Annotated in this window: 24 protein-coding genes and 3 pseudogenes; 17 read left to right on the forward strand and 10 right to left on the reverse strand. The window is 39.8% G+C overall.

The window, feature by feature from the left end:
- Positions 1-107 precede the first annotated feature (107 nt).
- The 11 genes from BS636_RS16085 to BS636_RS16135 all read left to right on the forward strand — a co-directional run bounded on the left by BS636_RS16085 (position 108) and on the right by BS636_RS16135 (position 15950).
- Positions 108-1829 carry an electron transfer flavoprotein-ubiquinone oxidoreductase gene (locus BS636_RS16085; RefSeq protein ID WP_099339791.1) on the forward strand — a complete coding sequence of 574 codons (1722 nt, stop codon included), beginning with the start codon at positions 108-110 and terminating at the stop codon, positions 1827-1829.
- 336 nt (positions 1830-2165) lie between these two features.
- Entirely contained in the window at positions 2166-3044 is an 879-nt protein-coding gene (locus tag BS636_RS16090; RefSeq protein WP_099339792.1) for a LysR substrate-binding domain-containing protein, read from the forward strand.
- A gap of 17 nt (positions 3045-3061) precedes the next feature.
- The gene (locus tag BS636_RS16095; protein WP_099339793.1) at positions 3062-4414 is read left to right on the forward strand and encodes an MmgE/PrpD family protein; all 1353 of its coding nucleotides are present in this window, start codon (positions 3062-3064) and stop codon (positions 4412-4414) included.
- Between the two features lie 252 nt (positions 4415-4666).
- The gene (locus BS636_RS16100; RefSeq protein WP_099339692.1) at positions 4667-5815 is read left to right on the forward strand and encodes an acyl-CoA dehydrogenase family protein; all 1149 of its coding nucleotides are present in this window, start codon (positions 4667-4669) and stop codon (positions 5813-5815) included.
- A gap of 59 nt (positions 5816-5874) precedes the next feature.
- Positions 5875-7191 (forward strand): MFS transporter, encoded by a 1317-nt coding sequence (locus BS636_RS16105; RefSeq protein ID WP_099339693.1) that lies wholly within the window; start codon positions 5875-5877, stop codon positions 7189-7191.
- 150 nt (positions 7192-7341) lie between these two features.
- On the forward strand, positions 7342-8490 hold the full coding sequence (locus BS636_RS16110; protein WP_099339694.1) for an acyl-CoA dehydrogenase family protein: 1149 nt from the start codon (positions 7342-7344) through the stop codon (positions 8488-8490).
- Between the two features lie 22 nt (positions 8491-8512).
- Positions 8513-10612, forward strand: coding sequence for an acetate--CoA ligase family protein (locus BS636_RS16115; RefSeq protein WP_228206953.1), 2100 nt, complete (start codon positions 8513-8515; stop codon positions 10610-10612).
- A gap of 3 nt (positions 10613-10615) precedes the next feature.
- Complete coding sequence (locus BS636_RS16120) at positions 10616-12664, forward strand: 3-hydroxyacyl-CoA dehydrogenase NAD-binding domain-containing protein (RefSeq protein ID WP_099339695.1); 2049 nt, start codon at positions 10616-10618, stop codon at positions 12662-12664.
- Between the two features lie 155 nt (positions 12665-12819).
- Positions 12820-13269, forward strand: coding sequence for an acyl-CoA thioesterase (locus BS636_RS16125; protein WP_099339696.1), 450 nt, complete (start codon positions 12820-12822; stop codon positions 13267-13269).
- A 37-nt stretch (positions 13270-13306) separates the two neighbouring features.
- The gene (gene pcaF, locus BS636_RS16130) at positions 13307-14512 is read left to right on the forward strand and encodes a 3-oxoadipyl-CoA thiolase (protein ID WP_099339697.1); all 1206 of its coding nucleotides are present in this window, start codon (positions 13307-13309) and stop codon (positions 14510-14512) included.
- Positions 14513-14678: 166 nt separating this feature from the next.
- The gene (locus BS636_RS16135; RefSeq protein ID WP_099339698.1) at positions 14679-15950 is read left to right on the forward strand and encodes a DcaP family trimeric outer membrane transporter; all 1272 of its coding nucleotides are present in this window, start codon (positions 14679-14681) and stop codon (positions 15948-15950) included.
- Positions 15951-16233: 283 nt separating this feature from the next.
- On the opposite strand, the gene BS636_RS16140 is transcribed toward BS636_RS16135, so the two are convergent.
- The 10 genes and pseudogenes from BS636_RS16140 to BS636_RS16180 form a co-directional block, all read right to left on the reverse strand.
- Positions 16234-16866: a MetQ/NlpA family ABC transporter substrate-binding protein gene (locus tag BS636_RS16140; protein ID WP_171266106.1), complete on the reverse strand. Its 633-nt coding sequence runs from the start codon at positions 16864-16866 to the stop codon at positions 16234-16236.
- Positions 16863-17045 carry a hypothetical protein gene (locus BS636_RS16145; RefSeq protein ID WP_099339795.1) on the reverse strand — a complete coding sequence of 61 codons (183 nt, stop codon included), beginning with the start codon at positions 17043-17045 and terminating at the stop codon, positions 16863-16865. Before BS636_RS16145 ends, BS636_RS16140 begins: the two co-directional genes overlap by 4 nt.
- A 27-nt stretch (positions 17046-17072) precedes the next feature.
- A complete protein-coding gene (locus tag BS636_RS16150) occupies positions 17073-17657 on the reverse strand; it encodes a hypothetical protein (protein WP_171266107.1) in 585 nt (194 codons plus the stop codon).
- Positions 17657-18124 (reverse strand): acyl-CoA dehydrogenase family protein, encoded by a 468-nt coding sequence (locus BS636_RS16155; RefSeq protein WP_171266108.1) that lies wholly within the window; start codon positions 18122-18124, stop codon positions 17657-17659. Before BS636_RS16155 ends, BS636_RS16150 begins: the two co-directional genes overlap by 1 nt.
- Positions 18121-18351 (reverse strand): hypothetical protein, encoded by a 231-nt coding sequence (locus tag BS636_RS16160; RefSeq protein ID WP_099339798.1) that lies wholly within the window; start codon positions 18349-18351, stop codon positions 18121-18123. Before BS636_RS16160 ends, BS636_RS16155 begins: the two co-directional genes overlap by 4 nt.
- A 145-nt stretch (positions 18352-18496) precedes the next feature.
- A pseudogene (locus tag BS636_RS16165) lies at positions 18497-18975 on the reverse strand (MetQ/NlpA family ABC transporter substrate-binding protein).
- Between the two features lie 56 nt (positions 18976-19031).
- Complete coding sequence (locus BS636_RS16375) at positions 19032-19196, reverse strand: hypothetical protein (protein ID WP_171266109.1); 165 nt, start codon at positions 19194-19196, stop codon at positions 19032-19034.
- 15 nt (positions 19197-19211) lie between these two features.
- Positions 19212-19535: an ABC transporter permease subunit gene (locus tag BS636_RS16600; protein ID WP_322872261.1), complete on the reverse strand. Its 324-nt coding sequence runs from the start codon at positions 19533-19535 to the stop codon at positions 19212-19214.
- A gap of 176 nt (positions 19536-19711) precedes the next feature.
- Entirely contained in the window at positions 19712-19873 is a 162-nt protein-coding gene (locus BS636_RS16605; protein ID WP_322872263.1) for a hypothetical protein, read from the reverse strand.
- Between the two features lie 15 nt (positions 19874-19888).
- Positions 19889-20539, reverse strand: coding sequence for a methionine ABC transporter ATP-binding protein (locus tag BS636_RS16180; RefSeq protein WP_228206954.1), 651 nt, complete (start codon positions 20537-20539; stop codon positions 19889-19891).
- Between the two features lie 872 nt (positions 20540-21411).
- Between BS636_RS16180 and BS636_RS16185 the strand changes: the two genes are divergently transcribed.
- The 6 genes and pseudogenes from BS636_RS16185 to BS636_RS16385 form a co-directional block, all read left to right on the forward strand.
- Positions 21412-21816 carry a LysR family transcriptional regulator gene (locus BS636_RS16185; protein ID WP_099339801.1) on the forward strand — a complete coding sequence of 135 codons (405 nt, stop codon included), beginning with the start codon at positions 21412-21414 and terminating at the stop codon, positions 21814-21816.
- A complete protein-coding gene (locus BS636_RS16190; protein WP_265735299.1) occupies positions 21777-22313 on the forward strand; it encodes a substrate-binding domain-containing protein in 537 nt (178 codons plus the stop codon). Before BS636_RS16185 ends, BS636_RS16190 begins: the two co-directional genes overlap by 40 nt.
- 134 nt (positions 22314-22447) lie before the next feature.
- Positions 22448-23379: pseudogene (locus tag BS636_RS16195) on the forward strand (LLM class flavin-dependent oxidoreductase).
- A 316-nt stretch (positions 23380-23695) separates the two neighbouring features.
- Positions 23696-23908 carry a hypothetical protein gene (locus tag BS636_RS16525; RefSeq protein ID WP_228206955.1) on the forward strand — a complete coding sequence of 71 codons (213 nt, stop codon included), beginning with the start codon at positions 23696-23698 and terminating at the stop codon, positions 23906-23908.
- On the forward strand, positions 23839-24417 hold the full coding sequence (locus BS636_RS16200; RefSeq protein WP_265735300.1) for a PhnD/SsuA/transferrin family substrate-binding protein: 579 nt from the start codon (positions 23839-23841) through the stop codon (positions 24415-24417). The genes BS636_RS16525 and BS636_RS16200 overlap by 70 nt, the downstream gene beginning before the upstream one ends.
- 269 nt (positions 24418-24686) lie before the next feature.
- Positions 24687-24850, forward strand: a pseudogene (locus tag BS636_RS16385) (cysteine dioxygenase); the annotation flags it as partial.
- Positions 24851-24875: the final 25 nt, after the last annotated feature.

Raw genomic sequence — 24875 nt, forward strand, 5'->3', positions numbered from 1 at the left:
CCTGATTCCTGTATGTTCTACCTAGATGAGTTTTCTGAAATTTAATTAATAAGATTCTCTTTATACTTATCAATGTATGTAATTGATTGGTAATAGGTAGAAAAGGGATGTTTCCAGAATCAGAAATTGATAGAGAGTCAATGGAATTTGACGTAGTCATCGTAGGCGCAGGCCCTGCGGGTCTTTCTGCTGCGATCAAAATCCGTCAGCTTGCAATTGAAAACAACCTGAATGATCTGTCCGTTTGTGTCGTGGAAAAAGGCTCCGAAGTCGGTGCTCATATTCTTTCTGGTGCTGTACTTGAACCGCGTGCAATCAATGAACTGTTCCCGAACTGGAAAGAAGAAGGAGCGCCTTTAAATGTCCCAGTCACTGAAGATAAAACCTTCTTCCTTTTATCTGAGACTACCTCTAAAGAAGCACCGCATTGGATGGTGCCGAAAACCATGCATAACGATGGCAACTACGTGATCTCACTCGGTAACGTGGTACGCTGGTTAGGTCAAAAAGCAGAAGAACTGGAAGTATCCATCTTCCCAGGCTTTGCCGCTGCTGAAATCCTGTACCATGAAGATGGTTCAGTAAAAGGCATCCAAACCGGTGACATGGGCATAGGTAAAGATGGTGAACCAACACATAACTTTACCCCAGGTTACGAGCTTCATGCCAAATACACCATCTTTGCTGAAGGCTGCCGCGGTCACTTAGGTAAACGCCTGATCCAGAAATTCAATCTGGATAAAGATGCTGATCCGCAGCATTACGGTATCGGGATTAAAGAACTGTGGGAAATCGATCCTGCCAAGCATAAACCAGGCCTGGTGATGCACGGTGCCGGCTGGCCATTGTCTGAAACCGGTTCTTCAGGTGGCTGGTGGTTATACCACGCGGAAAACAACCAGGTCACTCTGGGCATGATTGTGGACCTTTCTTACGAAAATCCGCACATGTATCCATTCATGGAAATGCAGCGCTGGAAAACTCATCCACTGATCAAACAGTATCTGGAAGGTGGTAAGCGTATTTCTTATGGCGCACGTGCTGTCGTGAAAGGTGGCTTTAACTCTCTGCCGAAATTCACCCTCCCAGGCGGTTGCTTAATTGGTGATGAGGCCGGCTTCCTGAACTTTGCCAAAATTAAAGGTTCACACACAGCCATGAAATCAGGCATGCTGTGTGGTGAAGCGGTGTTTGAAGCGATTGCTGCCGGTGTCGAAAAAGGGGGTGACCTTGCGATTGCCCGTGTCACGGAAGGTGAAGACCTGTTCGAAAAAGAACTGACAGCTTACACGGACAAGTTCAACAACAGCTGGCTGAAAGAAGAGCTATATAGTGCACGTAACTTTGGCCCGGCAATGCACAAGTTCGGTCAATGGATGGGTGGTGCATTTAACTTCATCGACCAGAACGTATTTAAAGTTCCATTTACATTACATGATCTGGTGCCAGATTTTAAAACTCTGAAAACTGTTGATGCCGTGAACTTCAAACCTAACTATCCAAAACCGGATGGCAAGCTAACATTTGATCGTTTGTCTTCAGTATTCGTATCGAATACTGTGCATGAAGAAAACCAGCCTGCTCACCTGAAGCTGACGGATGCGTCAATTCCAGTGAACGTGAACCTGCCAAAATGGGATGAGCCAGCGCAACGCTACTGCCCGGCGGGTGTATATGAAATTATGGAAAATGATGATGGTTCTAAGCGCTTCCAGATCAATGCAGCGAACTGTGTGCACTGCAAGACCTGTGACATCAAAGATCCATCTCAGAACATCACCTGGGTGGTACCGGAAGGTGCTGGTGGTCCGAATTATCCTAACATGTAATGTTAGGATAATTCTTGCGAAGCAGTGCCTCTCATATCCAAATATGTAATTTGGATAGTTCTTGCGAGGTGTTGTCTCTCATACCCACACATGTAGACGTTAGTAATAACTCTTCATTTGTTTTTTTAGGTAAAGCAGTCTCTTCGGAGGCTGCTTTTTTTATAACTCATACTATTATGAGTTTTATGCAATTAACCTTATACAGAAAAATGTAAGCTGTGGAACACAAGTCGTAGACATGTTTATGAACAGTTCATACGACTTATTGATAAGCCAGTTACTTCGGACGAAGAATATTTATTGAATATACTGTGCTTCTTTTGACAGGAGGTTGATATGCGCGATATTCCACCATTAAATGCCCTACGTACTTTTGAATGTGTAGCACGACATAAAAGTTTTACCAAGGCTGCTGATGAGTTATATGTGAGTCAATCTGCTGTGAGTCGCCAAATCACACTTATAGAAGAATATCTCGGCATTGAATTCTTTAAACGTGAACGTTCTGGAATTAGCCTGACTGAAGCAGGTGAAAAATATTATGCGGAAATTGGCCCTGCATTTAATAAAATTGCTATTGCCACTCGTGGCATGAGTTCGTACCGAAAAAACAATGACATAGCTTTACGCGTATATTCAACATTTGCAGCTAAATGGCTAGTGCGAAGATTGCAAAAACTACATGCTGAAAACCCTAAACTACGCGTCAATATCAAAACCGCTGTTGCTCCTGTAGATTTTGCAACAGAGCATGTTGATGCATCCATTCAGTTTGGTGATGGCAATTGGCCTGATGTTGATAGCTATTTTTTATGTAGTGATGAGCTTAGACCCGTATGTAGCCCATCTCTAATTAGCCATTTAACACGCCCACCAGCTCCACAAGATGTAAATAAATATAAGCTTATACATTCTAACTATAGAAAATTAGATTGGACCGATTGGTTAGCGGCTCAAAATATCGAAAGCTCAGAAACAGATCAATTTATACTCCCAAACTCGCTTTTAGCCTACCAGGCAGCCCTTGATGGAATTGGGATCGCAATGGCACAGACCAAGTTAGTGGAACAGGAAATTGATAATGGCAGTTTGGTCTATTTCTCTGACTATATACTTCAGCGTGATTTGGGCTATTACCTTGTCGTACCACAAAATTCACCAAAATTAGAAAAGATTATTGAACTACGTGATTGGTTAATCGAAGAACTTAATTAAAAGGATGTAAAAGATATATGACTACGCTCATTCAAAAATATGCCGAATATGCTGCATTGGAAGCTCAACGAGACTTAAATCTTGAAACACTTCATCATGCGAAACGTGTTGTGCTTGATTGGTTTTCTGCTTTATACCCAGGATTCGTATCTGAAGTTGGGAAAAACATAGTTGCAACCTTTGAGGAAGAGTTTGGAAATGGTAAAAGCCGCATACCAAGTCTAAATCAAAATGCTTTCTCATCTACAGCAGCATGGGTTTTAGGAACTGCTTCACATGCTGTAGAGTTTGATGATATTTTTCGCGATGCTGTATATCATCCGGGGGTACCAGTCATTAGTGCCGCCTTATCAGTTGCGGATGAATATCAGCGTTCTGGTTTAGAATTTTTAAAAGCAGTTGTAGTAGGGTATGAGGTTTCAACACGTCTAGGGGCGGCTGTACAACCTTCACATTATACTTACTTTCATACGACTGGAACTGTTGGTGCAATTGGTAGTGCCGCTGCTGCAGCCTTCTTAATTGATCCGCATAATAAGGATATTTTTGCACATGCAGTTGCAACAGCAACAACTTTTGCATCAGGTTTACAGCAAGCATTTCGTTCAGATGCAATGACCAAAGCTTTGCATGGTGGGCATGCTGCATCAATCGGTGTTACTGCAGCGAAAGCGGCTGCTAAAGGAGTCACTGGTGCATTAGATATTTTAGAAGGTGAAGTCGGTTTTGGGGCTGCATTATCAAAAGATCCAAAATGGGAAAAAGCGACTCTAAATTTAGGCACAGATTATAATGTCTGTAAGATGACCCAAAAAAATCATGGTTGTTGTGGTCATACTTTCGCTGCCATTGATGGTGCTTTAGAAATTCGTACTCAAATTCTTAATCAGAACCTGAAGATTGAGGATGTTGAGAACATTACAGTGCGTACATACCAAACGGCACTTAATGTAACAGGGAATTTTGATCCTGAATCAGCATTCCAATGTCGCTTCAGCTTACCTTATGTAGTCTCACATGGCTTTTTACACGGTAGTGTTCGTTTAAATGCTTTTACAGATGAACAAATGGCATCACCAGAAACACGCGAGTTAATGAAGAAACTTATCTTAGAAAGTGATGATGAATTAACTTCTAAGTTCCCAAATCAACGTGCGGCAAAAGTTAAAATTACGCTAAAAGATGGTCAAACATTTGAACACTTCTCCCCATGTCGAAAAGGTGATCCTGAAGCACCATTAACAGATGAAGATTTAGATCATAAATTCTTTGAATTAGTTGAGGGAGTTATAACAACATCTCAAGCCAAAGTATTAAGAGATCAAATCTGGAATCTTGAAAATATAAGTGTTGCTGACTTAACTTTATAAATCATTATAGTTAAACAATTTAAAGCAGCTAGTTGAATTTACTAGCTGCTTTTTTTATTAATACTTTAGTCTTAATAGTGAAATATAAGTGATTGATAATTATTATATTAAATTTTAAAAAACTTATTTCTATAGTTAAATGCACCAGTTTTAAAAATAAGTCATGCCATGATGATTAATTAGAAAACATGATTTAAATATATCCAATATTCTAACTCCACAGGGTTAATTAATAGACTTAGAGTTAGACATATGGATTTCAATTTAACCGAAGAACAAAATGCATTTGCAGATTCAGTGCGCAAGTTTGCCCAAAAGGAACTGGCAGATGGCGCATTAGAACGCGCTCATTCTCATGATTATCCGTGGGAAATCGCTGCCAAATTGGCAGAAATGGGTCTGATCGGTATCACTGTTAAAGAAGAAGATGGCGGTATTGGCGGGACCTTGATGGATGCCGTGATTGCCATTCAGGAACTTGCGCTGGTTTGCCCAAAAAGTGCTGACGTGGTTCAGGCGGGTAACTTTGGTGCGATCCGTACCTTCGCAGAATATGCATCTCCTTACCTGAAAGAGAAATATCTTCCAGATTTATTGGCAGGTAAAAAACTGCTTGCTTTAGGCATGAGTGAGCCAGGCGCAGGGTCATCAGTGACTGAGCTAAAAACTTCAGCAGTTGAAGATGGTGACCACTACATTATCAATGGTTCTAAAGTCTTCTCTACACATAGTCCACATGCTGATACCTTCCTCATTTATGTCCGCTTTGGTGAAGGGCTTGATGGTATTGGTTCGGTGATGATCGATCGCGGTACACCAGGCTTTGAAGTGGGCCAGCCTTCATCATTTATGAGCGGTGAAGAGTGGTGCCAGCTTTATTTTGATAATTGCCGTATCCCAAAAGAAAACGTATTGCTTGGCCCTGGTGGCTTTAAAAAGCAGATATCAGGTTTCAACGTTGAACGTATTGGTAATGCATCACGCGCATTAGCACTCGGCCGTCATGCTTTTAACGTAGCGCGTCAGCACTGTTTGGACCGTGAACAGTTCGGCAAGCCTTTATGTGAGTTCCAAGGTCTGCAATGGAAATTTTCTGAGATGGCTCTGAAGCTGGAAGGTTCACAACTGCTTCTTTACCGTGCGGCAATCAATGCCGATGGTGGTCTGCCATCTGCTTATGAAACCAGTATTGCGAAACTATCATGCAACCTGACGGGCTGGGAAGTATCTAACGAAGCGCTGCAGGCGATGGGTGGCTACGGTTATTCAACAGAATCATTGGTTGAGTACTGTGTGAAGCGTACCCGTGGCTGGATGATTGCAGGTGGTTCAATCGAAGTTCTGAAGAACCGTATTGCAGAAGATGTATTTGGTCGTCGTTTCAATCAGCGTGCGAAGTAGATTCACGGGAAAAGTGGATGTTTTAAATATAAGATGTATGTATTGCAAAGGAAATCATTATGCATGTAGATACTGTTGCCAATAACGGAAGTGGCAGTAAAAAATGGAAACTTGCTTTTATATTCGCATTTTTAACACTCATCGTTGATGGTGCGGATGTAATGTTTCTGGCGTTTAGCTTAGCCAGTATTAAAGCTGATTTTGGTTTATCTGCTGTTGAAGCAGGTATGTTGGGTAGTGTCACACTGGTAGGTATGGCACTTGGTGGTGTAACAGGTGGATGGTCTAGCGACCGTTTTGGACGCGTAAAGACCATTACATTCTGTGTATTTGTGTTCTCAATTCTGACTTCATTTATCGGTTTTGCAGAAAACGTTACACAATTTGCAATCTTAAGATTTATCTCAGCATTATTCTTAGGTTCTGTTTATATGGTGTGTAGTACATTACTTGCGGAATCAGTACCTACCCATAAGAGAACAACAATTGTTGCTTCTTTGCAGACTGGTATTACTGTTGGCTATATTGTTGCAAGTATCTTAGCTGGTGTGATCATTCCAGATTTTGGTTGGCGTCCAATGTTTATGCTTGCGAGTGTGGGCGTGATTTTAGCCATCGCAATGTACATTATGGTTCCAGAATCTGATGCCTGGTTAGCTGCTAAAGACAATATTCGTAAGCAAATTGCCACCAAATCAAAAGCACCAAAGGGAGCTTTTACTACATTATTTAAAGATCCGTCAGTACGTAAAATTTTAATTCTATGGGTCCTTGCTAGTGGCTTCATGCATTTTGGTTATTATGGTGTAAATAACTGGATGCCGTTATATCTTGAACAAGAATTAGGAATGCAGATTAAAAAGCTAACTACTTTCATGGTAGGTAGTTATACCGCAATGATTCTTGGTAAAGTGATTGCGGGTATTCTAGGCGATAAGATTGGTCGTCGTGCAACATTCGCGTTAGGTACTGTGAGTACGGCATTGTTCTTGATCGTAATTGTGATGTTTAATTCTCCGAATAACATCTTATGGTTATTGATCGGCTTCGGTTTCTTATATGGTCTACCATTTGGTGTATATGGCACATATATGGCGGAAAGTTTCCCGACTCGTATCCGTGGTACATCTTTGGGTGTAGCACATAACATGGGACGTATTGGTTCTTCTATTGGTCCAATTGCAATTGGTTTCGTCGCGACAAATGCCTCTGTAGGTTATGGTTTCTTAATGATGGGTGCTGCTTATTTAGTTTGTGTATTACCTGTATTCTTTATTAGGGAACATCTGTATGATCCACAAGGAAATGCAGAAGTTGCTTCAGATGGTAGTAACTCTGAAGAAAAACCTATAAAAACAGTCAATCAAACTGTATAAGTCAGCTAAAAAAACGCCCTAAATAGGGCGTTTTTTTATTGTTTTACATTTTCTCAAATAAGTCATAGCGTGATGATTTATATGAAAACATAAAATAAATAAAACACCTATTCTAGAACTATAAGATATATTGGATAGAGAGTTAAACATATGGATTTCAATTTAACCGAAGAACAAAATGCATTTGCAGATTCAGTGCGCAAGTTTGCCCAAAAGGAATTAGCAGACGGTGCATTAGAACGCGCTCATTCTCATGATTATCCGTGGGATATCGCTGCCAAATTGGCAGAAATGGGTCTGATCGGGATCACGGTCAAAGAAGAAGATGGCGGTATTGGCGGGACCTTGATGGATGCCGTGATTGCCATTCAGGAACTTGCTTTAGTTTGTCCAAAAAGTGCCGATGTTGTTCAAGCCGGGAACTTTGGCGCAATCCGCACCTTCGCAGAATACGCATCTCCATACCTGAAAGAAAAATACCTTCCGGATTTGTTGGCAGGCAAAAAACTGCTTGCCCTAGGCATGAGTGAGCCAGGTGCAGGTTCATCAGTAACTGAACTGAAAACTGCAGCCGTTGAAGATGGTGACCACTACATTATCAATGGTTCTAAAGTCTTCTCTACACATAGTCCACATGCTGATACCTTCCTCATTTATGTCCGCTTTGGTGAAGGGCTTGATGGTATTGGTTCAGTCATGATCGATCGTGGTACTCCGGGCTTTGAAATAGGTCAGCCTTCAGCATTCATGAGCGGTGAAGAATGGTGTCAGCTGTACTTTGATAACTGCCGTATCCCGAAAGAAAACGTATTGCTTGGTCCTGGTGGCTTTAAAAAACAAATCTCAGGTTTCAACGTTGAGCGTATTGGTAATGCATCACGTGCATTAGCTTTAGGTCGTCACGCTTTCAATGTGGCACGTCAGCACTGTCTGGACCGTGAACAGTTCGGTAAGCCTTTATGTGAATTCCAAGGTCTGCAATGGAAATTTGCTGAAATGGCACTGAAGCTGGAAGGTTCACAACTGCTACTTTACCGTGCCGCAATCAATGCCGATGGTGGCCTGCCATCAGCCTATGAAACAAGCATTGCAAAATTGTCATGCAACCTGACGGGTTGGGAAGTATCTAACGAAGCGCTGCAGGCGATGGGTGGCTACGGTTATTCAACAGAATCATTGGTTGAGTACTGTGTGAAGCGTACCCGTGGCTGGATGATTGCAGGTGGTTCAATCGAAGTTCTGAAGAACCGTATTGCAGAAGATGTATTTGGTCGTCGTTTCAATCAGCGTGCGAAGTAAAATTTAAAAAGGATTTAGAGAAATGAATTCCATGGTTAATGAAAATAAAACCCTTTCTAATGCTTTACTGAAGCCTAAGACAGTCGCGTTGGTTGGTATTTCAGATGACATCAGCAAAACAGCTGGTCGTCCTTTACACTTTTTAAGAAATGCCGGTTATAAAGGCACAATTTATTGTATTAACCCACGTCGTGAAACCGTGCAGGGTGAAAAAGCATATACCTCTCTTTCATCACTGCCTGAAGTCCCAGAGCATGTGTACGTATTAACAGCAGCAGACTTGGCATTAGAAGCTGTTGAAGAATGCGGCAAACTGGGTGTGCCCGTTGTGACTCTGATTGCGAGTGGCTTTAGTGAAGCTGGCCCTGAAGGAATCGAACGCGAAAACAAGCTTCGTGAACTTAAAGCAAAATATCAAACACGTATTTTAGGTCCATCAAGTTTAGGCCTAGTAAACCTGTATGAAGATCTGTTCTTAACTGCAAATGCAGCTTTTGCTGAGCCAGGGCTGCCAAAAGGCAATATTTTCTGTGCTTCACACAGTGGTAGTATGATTGGCTCTTTAACTTCACGTGGTCGTAACCACCATACAGGCTTTTATGGCTTGGTATCAGTTGGTGGTGAAGTAGATCTGAGTGTAGGTGAAATCTGTTTAGCTACTTTGGACAATCCTGATATCCATGGTTACATGCTATTCCTGGAATCAATGCGCCATGCAGATAAACTACGTGAATTTGCGTTTAAAGCAGCGGAATTGAATCGTCCAGTGGTGGTATTCAAGCTTGGCCGTTCACAAGTTGCAGCAGATCTCGCAGTTTCTCACACTGGTTCTATGGCAGGTGAGGATGCAGTTGCAGAAGCATTCTTTAAAGATTGTGGTATTGCACGTGTAGAAACTTTAGATGGCTTCCTGAATGCAATTCCACTTCTAAGCAAAGTTCCACCACAAGCAGCCAATAAAAAACAGATTAATGTTGGTGTTTTGACGACTACCGGTGGTGGTGCTGCAATGGTGGTTGATCAGCTTGGCATTCGTAATGTTTCAGTTGTGTCACCCTCAGAAGAGACGATTGCTAAACTCAATGCACGCGGTGTAGATGTACATGCGGGTGGTATTATCGATTTAACGCTAGCTGGCACTAAGTATGAAGTCATGAAAGCTGCGCTAGAAGTACTTGAAGAAGCACCTGAATTTGACCTGGTACTAGTAGCTTCAGGTTCTTCAGCTCGTTATCACCCCGATCTTGCGGTTAAACCAATTGTTGACAGTATTGCGACTTACAAAAAGCCATTGGTGAGTTTCCTGGTTCCTGATGCACCAGAAGCGTTAAAGCAATTAAAACAGGCTGGTGTACCTGCATTCCAATCGCCAGAAGCTTGTGCTGATGTAATCAATGCCGCATTTTCTCGTCGTCAGCCGATGCCAATTCCAGTGCAAGTCACTCAGCCGGCCGTATCCACTACAGTAACTTTAGATGAAGATTCTGCTTATAAATTACTGAGTCCATTAGGCATTCAAAATGCACCATACCAAGTGTTGGATGTTGCTCAACCACAAGCATTGAAAATTGCATATCCAGTGGTAGTGAAAGTCTTACATGATCAAATCAGTCACAAAACTGAAGTTGGCGGCGTGATTCTCCATGTACACAATGAGACAGAGCTTCAAGCAGCAATCAAGCAAATCAAAACCAATGTTGAGAAAAACTGCCCAGATCTAACTGTTGAAAAAGTATTAGTTCAATCCATGGTGAAAGGTCTAGGTGAAGTACTTGTCGGGTTTAAACGTGACAAGGATGTAGGCCCAATTGTGATGCTGGCTGCTGGCGGCGTATTAACTGAACTATATAAAGACAGCTCGATGCGTTTAGCACCTGTGACGATTGATTCAGCTTATGAAATGATTGCTGAAGTAAAGGGCTTAAAAGCTCTGGATGGTTTCCGTGGTAAGCAGAAAGGTGATTTAAAAGCGATTGCCGAAACTGTAGTGGCTTTCTCTCAGCTAGCAGTATCTAAGGAATACTACATTGAAGAAGCTGAAATGAATCCACTCATCGTAAATCCACAAGGACAAGGTGTTACCGCAGTGGATGCACTTGTTCATATCGCTAAGGAAGGTTAAGCCATGACAGAGACTATTCATTTTGAAACTGAGGGATCAATTGCTGTTATTGTAATTGATAACCCTCCTGTAAACACAGGTTCATGGTCTGTGCGTAAGGGGCTGCTCGATGCAGTTGAAAAATTTGCACAGGATGAGACCCTCACAGCAGCAGTGATCATTGGTAAAGACAAAAACTTTATTTCAGGTTCCGATCTTAAGGAGTTTGGAAAGCCAATTACACCGCCTGAATTGCCTCAAGTGATTAAGGCAATTGAAGAATGTCCAAAACCTGTGATTGCAGCAATTAGTGGTGCAACTTTAGGTGGTGGTTATGAGCTGGCACTTGGTTGTGATGCACGTTTAGCCGCAGCGAATACCTTGGTAGGTTTACCTGAGGTGACTTTAGGTATGCTTCCTGGTGCTGGTGGCACACAACGTTTACCACGCCTGATCGGTCTGGGTCCTAGTATTGAAGTGATTTGTAGCGGCAAACGTCTTAAAGCTGCTGAAGCATTCAAACTAGGTATGGTCGAAGCTATTGCTGAGGGCGACTTACGTCCGTTTGCAATTGAATATGCAAAAACAGCGGTAAAAAATCCGTTATCGAAGAAAATGGTAGCAGCTGAACTTGCTGAAGAACTTGATGGCATTATCAAAAAAGCCTTGAAGGCGGGTAAAAACCGTCCTCAAGTCAAGGAAGCGATCCGTCTGATTCAAGCAACAGCGACAGTTGATTTCGAAACTGCTTTAGCCGAAGAACGTGAAGTATTCCAAAAACTTCGTGTAGGTGAAGAGGCATTTGCATTAAGACATTTGTTCTTCGCAGAAACCAGCGCCAAAAAGGCCATCAATCTGAAAGAGACGCCAGTTAAAGCCATTAATAATGTGGTGATTGTGGGTGCGGGTACGATGGGAACTGGTATTGCTGTTGCGGCACTAAGAGCTGGTTTTAAAGTTGCAGTTTATGACCAGTCAAAATCAGTACTGGTACAGTGCAAGTCTAAAATTGATGACATCTATGAAAAGGATGTTGCAGCGGGTCGAATCAAGCCCTCTGACCAGCTTATTCAGCTGGAACAGCTTGAACTTTCAGATCATGATTCTGTTTTTGAAAACGCTGATCTGATTATTGAAGCTATTTTTGAAAATCTAACCGTCAAACAGAATCTGATTAAACAGATTGAAAGCGTCGCTTCACCAAATACGCTCATTGCCAGCAATACATCCTATATTGATTTAGATGAGATTGCCGAGGTAAGCATTCGACCAGAAAATATTGTAGGTATTCATTTCTTTAATCCTGCAAATATTATGCGGTTGGTAGAAGTGATTCACGGTAATAATACCTCTCAGGAAGTCATTGCTTCTGCATTTGCATTTGTCCAAAAGTTAGGCAAGTTACCTATTTTATGTAAAAACTCTTTTGGCTTTATTGGTAACCGGATCTATGCAGCTTACCGTTATCAATGTGAATTAATGCTGGAAGAGGGTGCCTTGCCTCATGAAATTGATCAGGCAATTGAAGGCTTTGGCTTTAACATGGGGCCATTTGCTGTGGGTGATTTATCCGGGCTGGATATTGCTTGGAATATGCGTAAGGCCAATGCCTCAAAACGTGATCCAAAGGCACGTTATGTCGATATTCCAGACCAGCTCTGCGAAGCACAGCGTTTTGGTCGAAAAACAGGTGCTGGCTACTATAGCTATGCAAATGGAAAACCTGAAATTGACCCGATCGTTACTGACATTATTCTTAAAGCTTCTGCAACTAAAGGTATTGAACGTAAAAACTTTACACCTGAACAGATTGTGGAACGCGTATTACTCACTATGGCCAATGAAGCTGCCTTGCTGTTGGCTGAAGGGGTGACCTTACGTATGAATGATATTGATCTGGTGATGATCAATGGCTTTGGATTCCCTAAATGGGAAGGCGGACCTGCATATTGGGCATCTAAACAAGACTTAAACTATCTGTATAAGCAACAAGAAATCCTGGAACACAATACAGGTATTGGATTTAACAAAGGAGATTTATCCATTTTTCATAAACTAGCTAAAACAGCGTAATCATCGTTTTAGTATTGAGGTGTGTGCCTATTTGCCTGACTTCGGTCGGGCTTTTTTTACTTGAAAGAAAGATATGAGGTCGTGATTTTTCGGAAATTCTTACTGATTTCTGCTCAATATAATCAAATTAACCAATATTGAATTACACATGAAAAATGAGTGATCGAAGCAGTTTAACAATGAGTGTATTGATGACACCGGATATGGCTAATTTTTCTGGCAATGTTCATGGGGGAACAATACTAAAGTTACTAGATCAGGTTGCTTATGCATGTGCCAGTCGTTATTCGGGAACCTACGTCGTTACATTATCTGTAGATCAAGTCTTGTTTAAAGAACCTATAAAAGTGGGAGAAATGGTTTCATTTCTGGCAAATATCAATTATGTCGGACGGAGCTCAATGGAAATTGGTATTCGCGTTGAAGCGCAAAATATTCAAACCCGTCAGAACCGGCATACCAACAGTTGTTACTTCACCATGGTAGCAGTAGATAGCAATGGTAAACCTACTACCATATCTCCTTTAAATCTTGATTCGCAACTGAAGCAATGCCGGTTTGAGGCTGCTTTAAGACGTAAAAAACTGCGACTACAGACCAGTTAAATTTTCCTAATGAAGCATATCTAAAAAAGGATTTGTGATGAAAAATGCATATATCATCGATGCTATCCGTACACCATTTGGCCGCTATGCTGGTGGCTTAGCACCAGTCCGTGCAGATGATCTGGGTGCTCTACCAATTAAAGCTTTGATGGAACGTAATCCAGGCATCGACTGGGAAAACGTAGATGATGTAATTTACGGTTGTGCTAACCAAGCCGGTGAAGACAACCGTAATGTCGGCCGTATGTCCGCCTTGCTTGCTGGCGTGCCATACCAAGTGCCAGCAACTACAATTAACCGTTTATGTGGTTCATCACTTGATGCAGTAGCTATTGCGGCACGTGCAATTAAGGCAGGTGAGGCCAATCTGATCGTGGCTGGCGGTGTGGAATCCATGTCTCGTGCGCCATTTGTCATGGGTAAATCTGATACAGCTTATGGCCGTAATCAAAAGATTGAAGACACCACTATGGGTTGGCGCTTCATCAATCCGAAGTTGAAAGAACTGTATGGCGTAGAAACCATGCCACAGACTGCGGAAAACGTAGCAGAGCAGTTCAATATTAACCGTGAAGATCAGGACAAGTTTGCTTTAGCCAGCCAGCAGCGTACAGCAGCAGCTCAGGCACGTGGCTTCTTTGACAAGGAAATTATCCCAGTTGTAATCCCACAGCGTAAGGGGGATCCGATCATAGTTGACAAAGATGAGCATCCTCGTGCTTCAACCACACTTGAAGGGTTAACAAAGTTAAAGCCTGTGGTAAAAGCAGACGGTATTGTGACCGCAGGCAATGCATCAGGTATCAATGACGGTGCAGCTGCACTTCTGATTGCATCAGGTGAAGCAGTGGAAAAATATGGCTTAAAACCTCGTGCCAAAATTATTGCTTCAACTGTTGTAGGTGTAGAACCACGCATCATGGGCTTTGGTCCAGCTCCAGCAATCAAAAAACTGCTTGAACAGACTGGCTTGACTCTGGATCAGATGGATGTAATCGAACTGAATGAAGCCTTTGCCGCGCAAGCCTTAGCCGTAACGCGTGATCTAGGTCTACCTGACGATGCGGCTCATGTGAACCCGAATGGTGGTGCAATTGCAATTGGTCATCCACTAGGTGCTTCAGGTGCACGCCTGGTAGCGACAGCACTAAACCAGCTTGAAGCTATAGATGGAAATTATGCACTTTGCTCAATGTGTATTGGTGTGGGGCAGGGAATTGCCTTGATCATCAGCAGAAAGTAAACAACGCTTTTGGAAGATTTTTAGAGTTTCTAGAGATCTTCTCTTTTATTATTATTTTCAATTTAAATCATAACTAAGTGATTGATATTTTTTAAAAAAATCAATCAACTTTTTGAAATACTTCAAAAAGTCACGGATGAACTTTATACAAATATTGGAGATTTTTATGCGCTTGGTTGTAAATACCCTTGCATTCACGGTAGTAACTTGTCTGTACAGCCATGCTTATGCTGGTACAACTGAACAGCAACAGATACAAGAACTCAGGGCTGAACTAGAAGTACTAAAAACAGCGATTCAAAAGCAGAACAATACTGAAGTACACACAACAACCACACCCCAGACTCAAGCCAGTTTTCCAGTAGTAGCAAACGTTCCGAAGAAATCTGAAGATTCAGCATTAAAATGGAAATCAAAGAACGGCGCAGAAGTCAATATTTATGGTTTTGTTCGTGCTGATGCTGCCTATCAAATTGAAGGTGCAAAAGGCATGTTTAATAGCATCAATAGTGTGGCGCTAACAGGGGAGGCTAACAAGAAATCTACTGAAGATCGATTGGATTCGACATTAACAACTACCCGTATAGGCCTGGATTTCAAGGCTCCAGTTCAGGATGCTGATATCGGCGGTAAAGTTGAAATTGATTTTCGTGGTGGCTCTGATAAGGATACAGTACGACTACGTCATGTATATATGACTTATAACAACTGGTTAATGGGTCAAACGACCTCTAATTTCCTGTCTACTGAAACCTCCCCCGAAATGCTCGATTTTAATACTCCACTTGGAGGAGGCACAACGCGTACTCCAATGGTGCGGTACACGGAGAAAGTAAATCCTAATACCCAGTATTTTGTCGCATTAGAAAAAGGTAATGATGAAAACAGATTACCTGCTGCCACAGCGAAATTGAGTCATAAATTTGCTGAGGGTACTGGCCTAGTCACTGCACGAGGCCTCTTACAAGAAGTACGATTACGTGATTTGGGCGATGAGACAGAGTTAGGTTGGGGAATTGGCTTAGGGGTAAACTATAAGCCTCTTAATCAGCTGATTCTGAATGCCAATTACTCGCATGTCTCTGGCGATAATAAATTTTTGTTAGCTACTGCAGATAATGATCGATTTATCAGAACAAAAGAAAGCCTTGAACTGATTGATTTTGATGCTTTCACTTTAGGTGTAACTTATAAATTTACTCCTCAAATTAGAAGTACATTAGGTTATGGTTCTATTATCTATGATGAAAACAATGTAAAGAATAAGAAAGGAGAGCCAAGCAACGATCATCTGCAGCAAGGTTGGTTAAATGTTATGTATAACCCAATAAAACCAATTACGTTTGGTATGGAATATATCTATGGTGAACGTGAGACTGTAGATAATAGATCAGGTAAGGATAATCGTATAGAAATTATGGCGAAGTATGATTTCTAAGGTAAATCAGCTTAAGGAATAGAGAAATTTCTCTATTCCTTTTTCAGCAATAAAATAGTTATATAATATTTAACTTATGTTCACCTAAAGTCTAGTTCATAATAAAAAAATAGTTAATGATTAATAAAAACATGTATTTATAAACATTATTTTTATATCTTATTTTTTATGGTTCAGGAACTTGGTGAATTCTAGGTCGTTTTTAGAGTAAAAGATGGAAATTGCTAGACCTCTACCATGTCAACGTAGAGGTCTCAGTAAAATAAAAATTTATGAAGTAGTTTTATCGTTTTGGCCAGGTAACCGTATCGGCATAATTTTTTAAAACAAATTCACGCGTATCTTCTGCGATAAAGGCCTCTTTAACGAGTTCTACTTCAGGTCTCTGAGCAGCTTTGCTATTGGATACAAGCACACTGTCATATTCCTGGTTATCTTGTTCAAGATAAATTGAATCACGTTTGGGTATCAGGTCAGCGTGAATAGTATATGCGCCTGCCATAATTGCTAAGTCTGAATCATTAAAGCTAACGGGCACTAATGCATGTTCAACTTCTAAGAATCTTAGTTTTTTGGGATTAGCAGTAATATCTTTTAAGCTGGTTTTCGCACCTGTATTAGACTTTAATTCAATCAATTTAGCTCGTGCTAATAAATTTAGTGCACGTCCTCCATTTGATGGATCTGATGGAATTATGACTTTAGCTTTATCTGGTAGCTCATTAATATTTTTATATTTAGGTGAATATGCCCCAAACATCCCATTAAAAGTAGAGGCTATCGCTACTAAATCCCAATTATTTAACTCTTTTGCTGACTGCATATAATACTTATGCTGGAAATAGTTCAAATCAGCCTCATCATCTGCCACTGATTTGTTCGGAATCAGACCATCATTGGCATATTTAATTTTCAATTCAATATTTGTTCTTTAACTTTATTCTTTACATATTCAGCAACTTGTGGATATGGAGGATTATCTCGTGTAAGTAAAGTAACTACTTTAATTTCACTGTTCGCAGTAGTAGCTGTTTTATCTTGTTTAGCACAGCCTGACAACCCAAAACCAATTGATGCTGCAAGAGCAGCAGTCAATACATTTTAAATTTCATAGATATTCCATTATATGCGCTGTTTGCGCAGTTGTATTAAATAGCGCCTTAAATTTTTAGGACGCTTAACGTACAGTGCTAGGTTAGAAATAGCCGATATTTGGTACAGTTTTTTATTGACTAAAATGTCACCTAATACTTTAGCTTTCAGGCTGACTGAGTTATGCGTTGATAGCGTACGAATATTGCGCCAGTGACGATCATTTAATGTATCTCGTCCCATTGCGGAAGCACCGATAACTTCGAACATCAGATTGGCAGCTTTTAGGGCTAGCGGATCAATTGCGACTTTTACTTTTGCTGCATCTGCCGCTGCTAGCTGCAGTACAGAATCATAGCTAGGAAGGTCTAAATGCTGGATCACACGATCTAATGAACGTGCTGCCCGTAAAACGGCATTTTCAACAATAAAAGAAATAGAAGAAATTTCACCCGCTTTTTCCAGAAAAAGCGGTTCATCATGCGCTTGTTCAGCATTGCCATAGCTGAACGTGCGACCACGAGTGGCCAGGAGCACAGCAGTACGATCTTCTACAGCTTTGGTTTGGCCTGCAATAATGGCTTGAATGTACAGCTGTGCAAATGGCTTATTCACTAAACCATTTCGTTTAGGCCAACGGATTCATCTTCGGAGATGGCAACCCTTTTAAATAACGTAGTACCACTGGCAGTGTTACGCTGGCCGATGCCAATCCAGTCATCAAGAATTTCTACTCCTTCACGATTTGTCGGCACAACTACATGGCATAAAGAATCTAGGTGACTTTGTGCCCATACCAATACGTAGTCAGCATGCAAGGTACCAGTAGTGAAGTATTTTTTTCCGTTTAAAAATAGTTTGTTATTTTCATTTAGGATATGGGTTATCAGCTTGCCGTTGCCAACATTATGTGAAGATGGTTCAGCCAGGGCATTACTAATAATTTTTCCACTAGCAATACGCTCAAACCATTTTTCACGGTATGAAGGATCGGGATGTCTCAACACATCTTCAGTAAACTGAAAATGTGAGTGGAAAATATGTGCTACATCAGAATCTGCGCGTCCTAGCTCTATAATCACAGCAAACAGTTCTCAATGCTGAGTGCTTGACCACCATATTGTTTCGGCAGACGGAGTGCACCCAATTTTTGTGATTTCAGATATTGAACAATCTGAACTGGTGGCAGTTCACCATTAGCATCACGTACTTCTAAATCAGCTTTAACTGCATCAATCAATGCAAGAAATTCTGGACGCTCGTGGTAGGGAAGTGATGCATTTGAGACCTCCTTAACTTTAATATTCATAAAACTAGACTTCCTATATACTTATTGTTTTTCCCAAGTGACTGTTCCTGAATAGTTTTTCAGTACGTAATCACGAGTATCATCGGCCGTAAATGCATCTTTAATTATTTGCACTTCAGCTTTTGCTGTGACTTGGAATTCGCTACTAAAACCGCATCGTAATTGTGATTATTTTCTTCCAAATATAGGGCATCTCGCTTGGCACAAGGTTGGCATGGACTGTATAGGCACCGTCCATAATTGCTAAATCTGAATCTTTGTAACTCACTGGCACTAATGCATGCTCTACTTCAATAATCTGTAATTTTTTTGGATTAGCTGTAATATCTTTAACACTACTTTTTGCACCGGTATTTGGCTTCAGCTCAATTAAATCAACTGAAGCCAAAAGATTTAATGCTCGACCACCATTGGATGGATCTAAAGGAATAACAACTTTAGCTCCCTCCGGCAAATCCTTTAGACTTTTATATATCGGTGAATAAGCGCCAAAAATACTGTTAAATGTGGTACCTATAGCATTTAGATCCCAGTTATTATTTCTTTTGCAGACTGCATATAAGTTATGTGTTGGAAATAATTTAGATCAGTTTCATTTTCAGATACTGATTTATTAGGAATCAAACCGTCAGTGGCATACTTAATTCTTAATTCAATATTCTGTTTTTTAACTTTATCTCTTACAATTCAGCAATTTGTGGCAAGGGTGGATTGTCACGTGTGAGTAAAGTTACTACTTTGATAGCGTCAGCATCTGCTTTTGTATCTTCCTGTTTTACACAGCCTGCCAAGCCTAGACCAACAGATGCACTCAACATTGCATTCAATGCATATTTAAATTTCATATATAAATTAATCCCTTAAAAACGTTTATCTAAACGCTTCACAAAATAGTTGCCAGTAAATTGAATGATCTGAACAATAAAAATAATGATAAGCACAGTGAAAATCAGAATATCTGTTTCAAAACGATGGAAACCATATCTAATAGCAAAGTCGCCAATACCACCGCCTCCTACAATTCCAACAATCGTGGAATAGGAAAAATAACTTACTGTCACGATAGTGATTGAGTTAACAATTGCTGCACGTGCTTCTGAAAACAGCACTTTATGTACAATTTGAAATTTAGTTGCGCCCATTGCTTCCGCTGCTTCAATTACCCCACGGTTGACTTCTAGCAAAGCTGCTCAACAAAACGGGCAAAATATGGAATACAACTAATTGTCATAGGAACAATGGCGGCTGTTGTACCAATTGAAGTTCCCACAATTAAGCGTGTTAAAGGCACAATAGAAATAGCGAGAATTAAGAAGGGAAAGAACGGATGAAGTTCACCACCGCATTTAAATCCCATTTACTAAATTATTGCTAGAAATGAACCCTCACGAGTTAAATACAGCGCAGTGCCGACTATTCCACCAAAAATAATGCCAAGAAAAATCGTCACAGACAGCATATAAAAGGTTTCGCCCAGTGCTGTTTGAATTTCAGGCCAAATACCAATTACTTTTTCGTACATATTAAGAAGCCTCTTTTAAGCTGGTCTGACATCATTGAGCAATAGTTTTGAAATAATAGATTTGACCGGTTGCTGGATTGGCTGATTGAGGTCAAACTCTTCAATTACTTGGCCTTGTTCCATTACCGCAACACGGTTGCAGATTTTGTGTACTAGTTGCATTTCATGAGTCACGATCACTATCGTAATACCAAACTGTTTATTGATCTTTGACAGGTAATGCAGAATCGATTCTTTAGTTTGTGGATCGACAGCAGAAGTTGGCTCATCGCAGAGCAGAATTTTGGGCTGGGTCACAATGGCGCGGGCAATTGCAATACGCTGTTTCTGTCCACCGCTAAGTTGACTTGGATAAGCATCTTTTTTATCTAATAAATCAACAATTTCTAGGCACTCTAAAGCACGTTTATGACGTTCTGCTTTTGGCACACCTGAAAATTCTAACGGCAACTCAATATTTTCTAGAGCAGTGCGGTTGGTCAGCAAGTTAAAATGCTGAAAAATCATACCAATGGATTTACGCTGTTCGAGTAATTGCTTTTTTGATAATCGTAAAAGGGAAATACCTTCTATTTTAATATCACCAGTATTGGGGCGTTCTAGCAGATTAATCATGCGCAATAATGTTGATTTTCCTGCACCACTAAAACCGATAATGCCAAACATCGCCTTGATGAATATTTAGACTAACATCGGAAACAGCCGTGAATTGACCATCCTTTTGTATAAATGTTTTCTTAAGATCCTGTAGTTGTATCATCATTTATTCTCTATGTTTAGCTCAGCATCACTGATGCAGTAGTCCTATGCAGCTCAACATAAATGAGAATTTAATATGTTTAAAAATAAATATTTTTAATAAAATTATATAAAAATAATGAATACTAAATTTAAGATTGATCTATTATCCACCCTTTACAGAAGATTTATATCAATAATTCTAATAAAATTATAATGAAAAATTATGATTTTGTATGAAATTTATCAATTATATCAGTGTGTTAGTAATATATTATTAAAAAATTCTGTAATTTATTGATTGAGATAATAACGTTACTTTTATTCTTTTATAAACAAAACATAGCTTATTCTGAATTTTATCTTTTCATATGAATTATATTCACTTCGCTTTAAATTAGAGAGAATCTAGAATCCGCGAAAAATTAATATAGATCAATTTATAGCTAAGAATTTGTTTTTTAATATCTTTTTTTGTAATTTAATCTAAATATTCAAAGTTAATTTATAAGATAGTCACTTGCAACATCTACTTTAGATACTCAATTTAGGTGAATAGGGGTTTTGATTCGTTCTGTTAAAAACTAGAAACCCTTAATTCAGTATTTTTTGTTAGAAAATTTCTTTTGTATGAATGAAGAGAATACTGATCTTCCTAAATAATGCATATTAAATTCACATAGAATAAGCTCCTGAATTTTTAAAATAATTTGATAGCCAGTATGATATGAGCTATTCAAATATCAAATTAGATTTCAAGCAGACAGCTGTGCAGCGATTATGCCGAGGTTAAATTTTTAATGAAGATTGAAGACATCCATGCTTTTATTGCTTTTGTTAAATTGCAATCCACGAGTCTTACTGCTCAACAATTAGGTATCACACAACCTGCAGTTACACGTCGTATCCAGAGTCTAGAACAAGCCTGTTCAGTGCAACTTTTTGACCGAAATACTCGCCCTTTAAAGTTAACCGCAAAAGGACGAGAAATATATGAACAGTGCTGTATTATCGAGCAAGAGTTCAATAGATTGAAGCAGATTATTGCTTTGCAAAGTGCAGATTCAACACATCTTAGGATAGGAATTCCAAATAGCCTGTCAGAGTCTGGTATTTTTGGAATGATACAAGACCTCAAAAAGATTTTCCCTCTGCAAAAATTGAAATTAGTACAGGGTGGGGTAAGGAATTATTATCTAAATTAGCTCACGATGAACTTGATGGCGTGATTTCTACTGCAAAAGAACATAATGCTTTTCCAAAAGATTATTCTCTGAAAATTATGGGTACCTTACATATTAGGCCTGTAGTATCAAAATCTTTAAGCAGATCAGGTGTTTCAACATGGGAAGACTTGCAGGATCTAGGTTGGATTTTAAATAATAAAGGATGTGGATTCAGAGAATTTTTAACTGAACAATTAGAAAAACAGCATAAACAGCTAAATTTAAAAATTGAAGTTACTGGAACTAGAATCCAGTTGGATTTAATACAACAGGGAGTTGGTGCTGGTTTCTTGGCACAGGAATTAATCTTTCAAACTCCTCATTTTCACCAATTATCAATTATAGATACTGAAGAACTAAATCTAGATGTCATTGTTTACAATGCACGTCGAGAAAACTTGAGCCATGCACAAACTGAATTATTTGATGTAATTATGGAACGTTTTAACCAAAAAATTGCATTTAGCGTAATCTAAAAACCATTCTTATGCGTGAAATTAATATTAGTTTATGATAAATATTTATTTAACGCATACTAATTTTTAAATTACAGTTGTTTCAAGTTCAAAAAATATTTTGGAAATTGAAATGACAATTCAAAATTTTAGGCATGATTGGCCATCGTCTTGCTTCGGAAACGATCCCAGCAGAAGGCCCAGTATTTAATCCAGATTATGTTGCAAATTTTGCTAAAGCCCATGAGGATGCTGGATTTGATCGGGTATTGATTGGTCAATGGTCAGATCAGCCCGATGGCTTTATTGTAACGGCTCATGCAGGTGCAAATACTTCGAAATTAAAGTTTTTATTAGCACATCGTCCAGGTTTATAGCGCCAACTTTAGCTGCACGTAAGTATGCAACTCTAGATCATTTACTTAAAGGTCGTTTAGCAATTGTTATTACCGGGGGAAGTGATCCAGAACAACAGCGTGATGGTGATTTCTTAACTAAAGCCGAACGATATGCCCGTACAAAAGAATTTTTAGACATCGCTAAGCTTTCCTGGTACAGCGATAACCCCTTCCAGTACAGTGGTAAATACTATCAAGTCAAAGATGGTTTCTCAGAAATCAAACCTTATCATCTCATTTGCCAGTATATTTCGGAGGGTTCTTCTCAAGAAGCATTAAATGTAGCTGCTAAACATGCAGATGTATTTGCACTTTGGGGTGAGCCTTTAGCTGGTGCTGAAGAGCTTATAAAAAATATTCGAGCAAATGAAGTAAATTTTGAGCGTAAAAATCCACTGGATTTTAATATCTCTTTCCGTCCAATTATTGCAGATACCGAAACACAGGCTTGGGAAAAGGCACAGGATATTTACAGTCTGACTCGAGAGCAAATTGAAAACCGCGGTCTGCGCAAAGATAAACAAAGTGCTCAAAGTGTAGGAGCCCAGCGTTTAGTGGAGTTGGCATCACAAGAAGTGCATGACACTAATTTATGGACTGGCATTTCTACCTTAGTACATGGCAACCATAACTCTACAGCTTTAGTAGGTACACCCGAGCAAGTAGCAGAATCTATTGCAGAATATTAAAGCTAGGTATTAACAGCGTATTGATTCGTGGTTTTGACCCATTAAATGATGTCATTGAATACGGCAAAGAACTACTACCGAGCATCCGTTAAAAACAGCCGAACTGGATAAATTAAACAAGATTGCCTAGGCCTTGCTGACAAAATATTAAAAAGTGTGATTGAAATGAAAAAAATATTAGTTGGCATTATTAGTGCTGTTTCAATAAGTTTAGCTGCTTGTAATAAACAGGTTAATCAAGCTGAAAATACAAAAGAAGTGACTAAACTTAAAAATTCAACAAATTGAACTCAAAATTGGTGATCAAAAAGGAAATATGCGTGCCCAGCTAGAGGCTTCAAAACTTCTAGATGGTATCGATTATAAAATTTCATGGTATGAATTCCCGGCAGCAGCTCCAGTTGCCGAAGCATTAAACGCTACCCGATTGATATTGGTTATCTTGGAGATGCACCATTCATCTTTGCAAATGCAAATGGTGGTCATGCACGCGCAATTGCGGTTAACCGATATGATCCCTATGCAGTAGCTTTACTCGTACCTAAAGATAGTCCGATTAAATCCATTCAGGATATCAAAGGAAAAACTATTACAGCGAATAAGGGCTCGATTGGTCAGCTGGTTACATTACGTGCTGTAGAACGTGCTGGCTTGAAAGCTTCTGATGTAAATTTTAAATTTTTGCCACCAGCAGATGGCAAACTTGCTGTTGCAAATGGCAATGTTGATGTATGGGCAGTTTGGGATCCATACACTGCCTATGCTGAAGTCATTGATGGTTTTCGAATCATTGAAAATGGACGTGGATTATATTCAGGTTTTACATTCCTTGCCGGTACAGAGCAAGCTTTAAATGATCAGCAGAAGCGTGCAGCTATTCAGGACTTTATCTACCGGCTTGAAGAATCTCAGGAATGGGTAAATAAAAACTATCAGTCATTTGGTAAAGAACTTGCAAAAATCACCGGAATTCCAGAAGAACCAGCCACATTAGCATTCAAAAAAATGCCACATGGACTAGTATTACTGATGATGTAATTGCCACTTCGCAAGACACAGCAGATTTCTATCATAAACACCAATTATTAAATCAGAAAATTGATGTAAGCGGTCTGTTTGATCGTGAGTTTAATACAAAGCAGGCAGGAATTAATATGGCTAAATATCTGAATGTTTTAGCACCTGTAATTAATGCTATTGAGCAAGGATTGATAGAACAACTGGATGAGCAAAACTTAATTCAGCGCTTTACACCTGAGTTTAAAAAGCTCCTCCAGGATTCAACCTGGCTTGAACCAGAGTTTAAAAAACCGCATCCAGAATATTATCAACATATCTATTGTATCTAGATCCTGAAGAGCGTTTTTCCATTGTCAGCTTTGTTTGGGGACCAGGTCAAAAAACACCAATTCATAACCACGAAGTATGGGGTGCAATTGGTGTGCTTGAAGGTGCAGAAGTCTCTACACCTTTATACCTGTGATGAGGCAGGTTTA

The sequence above is a fragment of the Acinetobacter sp. LoGeW2-3 genome, from assembly GCF_002688565.1.
GTDB lineage: Bacteria > Pseudomonadota > Gammaproteobacteria > Pseudomonadales > Moraxellaceae > Acinetobacter.

Excerpts from the sequence above, each read along its gene's own strand:
- BS636_RS16100 (WP_099339692.1), top strand. The coding sequence starts at position 4,667 with ATGGATTTCAATTTAACCGAAGAACAAAATGCATTTGCAGATTCAGTG.
- BS636_RS16090 (WP_099339792.1), top strand. The coding sequence starts at position 2,166 with ATGCGCGATATTCCACCATTAAATGCCCTACGTACTTTTGAATGTGTA.
- BS636_RS16160 (WP_099339798.1), bottom strand. The coding sequence starts at position 18,351 with ATGAATATTAAAGTTAAGGAGGTCTCAAATGCATCACTTCCCTACCAC.
- BS636_RS16125 (WP_099339696.1), top strand. The coding sequence starts at position 12,820 with ATGAGTGATCGAAGCAGTTTAACAATGAGTGTATTGATGACACCGGAT.
- BS636_RS16110 (WP_099339694.1), top strand. The coding sequence starts at position 7,342 with ATGGATTTCAATTTAACCGAAGAACAAAATGCATTTGCAGATTCAGTG.
- BS636_RS16115 (WP_228206953.1), top strand. The coding sequence starts at position 8,513 with ATGAATTCCATGGTTAATGAAAATAAAACCCTTTCTAATGCTTTACTG.
- BS636_RS16185 (WP_099339801.1), top strand. The coding sequence starts at position 21,412 with ATGAAGATTGAAGACATCCATGCTTTTATTGCTTTTGTTAAATTGCAA.
- BS636_RS16375 (WP_171266109.1), bottom strand. The coding sequence starts at position 19,196 with ATGAAATTTAAATATGCATTGAATGCAATGTTGAGTGCATCTGTTGGT.
- BS636_RS16525 (WP_228206955.1), top strand. The coding sequence starts at position 23,696 with ATGCGTGCCCAGCTAGAGGCTTCAAAACTTCTAGATGGTATCGATTAT.
- BS636_RS16105 (WP_099339693.1), top strand. The coding sequence starts at position 5,875 with ATGCATGTAGATACTGTTGCCAATAACGGAAGTGGCAGTAAAAAATGG.
- BS636_RS16135 (WP_099339698.1), top strand. The coding sequence starts at position 14,679 with ATGCGCTTGGTTGTAAATACCCTTGCATTCACGGTAGTAACTTGTCTG.
- pcaF (WP_099339697.1), top strand. The coding sequence starts at position 13,307 with ATGAAAAATGCATATATCATCGATGCTATCCGTACACCATTTGGCCGC.
- BS636_RS16180 (WP_228206954.1), bottom strand. The coding sequence starts at position 20,539 with ATGTTTGGCATTATCGGTTTTAGTGGTGCAGGAAAATCAACATTATTG.
- BS636_RS16120 (WP_099339695.1), top strand. The coding sequence starts at position 10,616 with ATGACAGAGACTATTCATTTTGAAACTGAGGGATCAATTGCTGTTATT.
- BS636_RS16605 (WP_322872263.1), bottom strand. The coding sequence starts at position 19,873 with ATGTACGAAAAAGTAATTGGTATTTGGCCTGAAATTCAAACAGCACTG.
- BS636_RS16085 (WP_099339791.1), top strand. The coding sequence starts at position 108 with ATGTTTCCAGAATCAGAAATTGATAGAGAGTCAATGGAATTTGACGTA.
- BS636_RS16095 (WP_099339793.1), top strand. The coding sequence starts at position 3,062 with ATGACTACGCTCATTCAAAAATATGCCGAATATGCTGCATTGGAAGCT.